6 protein-coding genes are annotated in these 4,234 nt (G+C 35.1%); 2 read left to right on the plus strand and 4 right to left on the minus strand.

All coding sequences use genetic code 11. The features are described 5' to 3' along the window. The coding region (locus F6K22_RS33805; RefSeq protein WP_293108468.1) for a hypothetical protein at window positions 1–181 on the plus strand (181 nt) is incomplete at its 5' end. A 542-nt stretch (window positions 182–723) separates the two neighbouring features. Beyond that, window positions 724–1,929 carry a 4-hydroxy-3-methylbut-2-enyl diphosphate reductase gene (locus tag F6K22_RS33810; protein WP_293108471.1) on the plus strand — a complete coding sequence of 402 codons (1,206 nt, stop codon included), beginning with the start codon at window positions 724–726 and terminating at the stop codon, window positions 1,927–1,929. Between the two features lie 223 nt (window positions 1,930–2,152). On the opposite strand, the gene F6K22_RS33815 is transcribed toward F6K22_RS33810, so the two are convergent. The 4 genes from F6K22_RS33815 to F6K22_RS33830 all read right to left on the minus strand — a co-directional run bounded on the left by F6K22_RS33815 (window position 2,153) and on the right by F6K22_RS33830 (window position 3,934). Further along, window positions 2,153–2,683: a hypothetical protein gene (locus tag F6K22_RS33815; RefSeq protein WP_293108474.1), complete on the minus strand. Its 531-nt coding sequence runs from the start codon at window positions 2,681–2,683 to the stop codon at window positions 2,153–2,155. A gap of 272 nt (window positions 2,684–2,955) precedes the next feature. Continuing rightward, window positions 2,956–3,312, minus strand: a complete 357-nt coding sequence (locus F6K22_RS33820) for a DUF5615 family PIN-like protein (protein WP_363275006.1) — start codon at window positions 3,310–3,312, stop codon at window positions 2,956–2,958. Then, on the minus strand, window positions 3,309–3,515 hold the full coding sequence (locus F6K22_RS33825) for a DUF433 domain-containing protein (RefSeq protein WP_293108479.1): 207 nt from the start codon (window positions 3,513–3,515) through the stop codon (window positions 3,309–3,311). The genes F6K22_RS33820 and F6K22_RS33825 overlap by 4 nt, the downstream gene beginning before the upstream one ends. A 74-nt stretch (window positions 3,516–3,589) precedes the next feature. After that, on the minus strand, window positions 3,590–3,934 hold the full coding sequence (locus F6K22_RS33830; RefSeq protein ID WP_293108481.1) for a hypothetical protein: 345 nt from the start codon (window positions 3,932–3,934) through the stop codon (window positions 3,590–3,592). Between the last annotated feature and the right edge of the window lie 300 nt (window positions 3,935–4,234).

Consider the following 4,234-nt stretch of genomic DNA (forward strand, 5'->3'; position numbering starts at 1 on the left):
TCAATGGCGCGTTGATAAGCTGCTACAGACTCATCAAGTTGACCTATTTCTTGTAAGGAATTTCCTAACAAATGGTAAACTTCTGCCATATCTATATTATCCTCACTTTCAGGAGAAGCTGGTTGGTCTAATTAGAGCAAGAAATCAATATCTGGAATTTTTGGCTGTAGATGAGATGTAGAAAAAATACTATGTGTGGAGAGTTAAAACTATAGCGCAACAGTATATATAGGGTTTTCCCAAAAAATTGGCGATAGATTTTCCGAGCTGTCTGATCTAGGTAGACTTTTGTGGCTCTAATTATCGCAATAAATCAATATCTGGAATTTTGGCTGTGGATGAGATTTAGAAAAAATACTATATCCATATGTATGGAGAGTTAAAACTATAGCGCAATGCTGTATCCAGGGTTTTCCCAGAAAATTGGCGACAGATTTTCCGAGCTGTCTGATCTAGGTAGACTTTTGTGGCTCTAATTATCGCAATAAATCAATATCTGGAATTTTTGGCTGTAGATGAGATGCAGAAAAAATACTATATATGGAGAGTTAAAACCATAGCGCAACACTATATCTAGGGTTTGCTCATAAAATTGGCGATAGATTTTCCGATCTGTCTAAACTTTTATAGCCTTATTCTAATCAAAATAGACCTCTTGAATTTTTCTGTTGAAAAACATTGTAAGATAAAACAAATTTCAGCCAAGTTTAATAATAAAACATCATGGATACAAAAGCTTTTACCAGGGCACTAAAAAAATCTGACAATTATAACCGTAAAGGATTTGGTCATGCAGAAGAAGTCGCTACAGTTATGGAGTCTGTTTATCAAAGTAACCTAATCCAACAAATTAGAGATAATAACTATACCCTACAAAAAGGTGAAGTAACCATCAAACTTGCAAAAGCTTTTGGTTTTTGTTGGGGTGTGGAAAGGTCTGTAGCAATGGCTTATGAAACTCGTCAACATTTCCCTAATCAACAAATTTGGATTACTTACGAACTAATTCATAATCCATCTGTGAATCAAGATATGAGGGATATGCAAATTAAATTTATCCCTGTAATTGATGGTAAAAAAGATTTCTCTGTAGCTGGTAATAATGATGTAGTAATCTTGCCTGCTTTTGGTGCAAGTGTTCAAGAAATGCAAATTTTAAAGGAAAAAAATTGCCAAATTGTTGATACTACTTGTCCTTGGGTTTCTAAAGTTTGGAATAGTGTAGAAAAACATAAAAAGAAAAAATTTACTTCTATTATTCATGGCAAATATAGTCACGCAGAAACTATTGCTACTAGCTCTTTTGCTGATAAATATTTGATAGTTCTGAATATGTCACAGGCTGAATATGTCTGTAATTATATTCTGAATGGTGGCAACCGTGATGAATTTCTAGCTAAGTTTAAGTTGGCTTATTCTGAAAGTTTTGACCCTGATGTAGATTTAGAACAAGTTGGTATTGCTAATCAAACAACTATGCTGAAAACTGAAACTGAAGAAATAGGAAAGTTGTTTGAAAAGACAATGATGAAAAAGTACGGACCGGATAAATTAAATGAGCATTATCAAAACTTTAATACTATATGTGATGCTACTCAAGAACGGCAAGATGCAATGGCAGGTTTATTTGATGCCAAGTTAGATTTAATGGTAGTTATAGGAGGTTTTAATTCTTCTAATACAACTCATTTACAAGAAATGGCAATAGAAAATAATATCCCTTCGTATCATATTGATGGAGCTAAAAGGATTTTATCTGGGAATAGAATTGAACATAAACCTTTAGGAAGTCAGGTAAAAATATCAGAAGATTGGCTGCCTGAAGGTCAGATAGTTGTGGGTGTGACTTCTGGTGCTTCAACTCCAGATAAAGCTGTTGAAGATACTATTAATAAAATTTTGGAGATGAAGTTGGTTGTTATGAATTGAATGTTGGTTTGTTTTGATTGAGAAAGTTTAGGGGTGATACTTAATTTAATAGTTTCACCACTATTGCAAAATAATTAGGCTTTGCTGAATTAAGGGATGAATCTAGAGGGTAGTCTAAGACCAAAGATTAATAGCCGTGTCAAAGCAAGTTTTTTTCCGATGAGAGTACCATACCATAACTTCTACCTCAAATAAGTTACTCACTTGATCTGTCTAAAATAATTTATCCTAAGCTCATCGTGGATAGGATAGCTATAGAAGCGAAAGTAATTAATCCAGTCCACCAATTAAAATACTTGTAGAATGTTATAGGTAGTACAACGCAGAAAAGAAAATTAAAAAATGTGATTCGTATTAAGTGTGATGTAAAAAATCTTCCTTTTAATGCTTTATAGTAATCGGAAATGATTGCCCAGTCATCCACAACAAAAAATAATGCCCAAGAAATCAGCTTAGTTTCTAGTAAAAAACCTAAAAATAAGTTGGAGAGCCATAGACTGAAAGTAGCGAGTTGATAAATAAAAAGCTGGCCTAAAACGAAAGCAGTAACCTTTGAAGTTGGGTGGTTGACTGACAGGTTGTCTAATTCTGGATAACCTGTTTTTATATTTGATTTTTGGTATACAAAATCCAGCAAAGCACTAATAGTTTTCATGCCAAGGATTAAGCTTACTATTCGTAGCCCAAATTGACCACTAATCAACTCTTGTTGATAAAAATTAAGACTGAGTAGCTCATGTGAAAATAAGTCCACAACGGGGTAGATTAAGTTGAACCCCGATATTAGAGTAAAGGTGAGCGTTAGAACTATAAAAAAGATAGAAACAAAGATAGAAAGGAATGTGTCTACCATAAAGTCTTTCAGGAAATATAAATCATACTCAAAGCTAATGCCGTTAGAGTCAGATATTGAACTTCTGATTCTGGGTGTGGTGTGTATAAATAATTGTAGATAGTAGGTGTCTAACTTGTATAACTTATAATTGTATGGCAGTTGCGGTACAATATCCTGCATGAGGATAACCATCAATGCAATTCCAAACAGTGAATAGTTGAATCATCTAATAGAGCTTTAACTGTATTTTGACGAGACCGAATTAGATTTTTAACTTGATTAGTTGGTGCATTGCCACATCTCAACCAGATTACTTTGGGTGGAGAACCATACAACCGACTTCTTTCTGCAAAATCTGCGTCCTGAGTCACAATGCAGAAATTATTTAGTCTGGCAAAATCCCATATTTCTATATCTGTTTTATCTGCTAGTCCATGAAACTGAACATGACTAGTATCTGGAAAAATGTCAGTCAAACGAGAAACCAATTTCCGGCTCAAGTTTTGATCGAATAATAGTTTCAAACAGAACTCACCAAAGCAACTCAATGATAATTACGGTCAGCCGCAAATTCTAAACAAGCTTTAATATCTTCTTCTGTCAGTTCTGGAAAATCATCAATAATCTCAGTAATGGACATCCCGGATGCTAGCCAACCCAGAACGTCGTAAACTGTTATTCGCATTCGACGAATACAAGGCTTTCCTCCACGCTTATCTGGTTCAATGGTAATGATGTTACGATCACTCATAATCCAATTTATCTATTCCAAACCTGGATGAACAAGTAGCTTCTCAAAATCAAGCGTTACTACTTTTCGCTAAGTTAGGCTTTATTCCCATGGACTCCAAGAAGGATCTCTTTAGGTTCTCCTCTTGCTTTATATGTTGCATAAAGTAAATATGGAAAACTAAACATACCTCCCATAAAAATACTAAAAAAACCAAATATAAAACTTTTAATAGTAAATCCTTCCCGCCAAGAAATCCAGGTTGCAAGCAAGAAAAGATGAATTAAAAAGTCGCTGTTAAACTGACTTCTCCAATCAAGATGAAGTATGTCTCCAAAATATACAGCAGGCCAATTGATGCCCTTTGTAGCTACTGGGTATATTGTTAATACATATATAATTACAGTAGAAATGACAAGAAAAAACCGCAGAAACTTCACTATAACTCCTTGATTAGCTTAACAAGCAGAAAAACAAACAATTTTTCCTTATTTTACCGAATTATTAATTAATTATTAATAATTAATTAATTAATTCGCGCCTTGAAGCCTCCCCTTGGATAGGGGAAAAAAGCGGTCGGAAAGCGCAGCATTCCGTCAGGATGGGATGGCGAGGTCTCCTCGCTTGCCTCCAATCGACCAAGACAGCGGTCGGAAAGCGGAGCATGACAAACGGATGGGATGGCGAGGTTTCCCGAAGAGTGCAGAGCCGCTGCCTCTTGCTACGGTAGCTCTCGCTTT

The sequence above is a fragment of the Okeania sp. SIO2F4 genome (assembly GCF_010672385.1).
Lineage (GTDB): Bacteria > Cyanobacteriota > Cyanobacteriia > Cyanobacteriales > Microcoleaceae > Trichodesmium.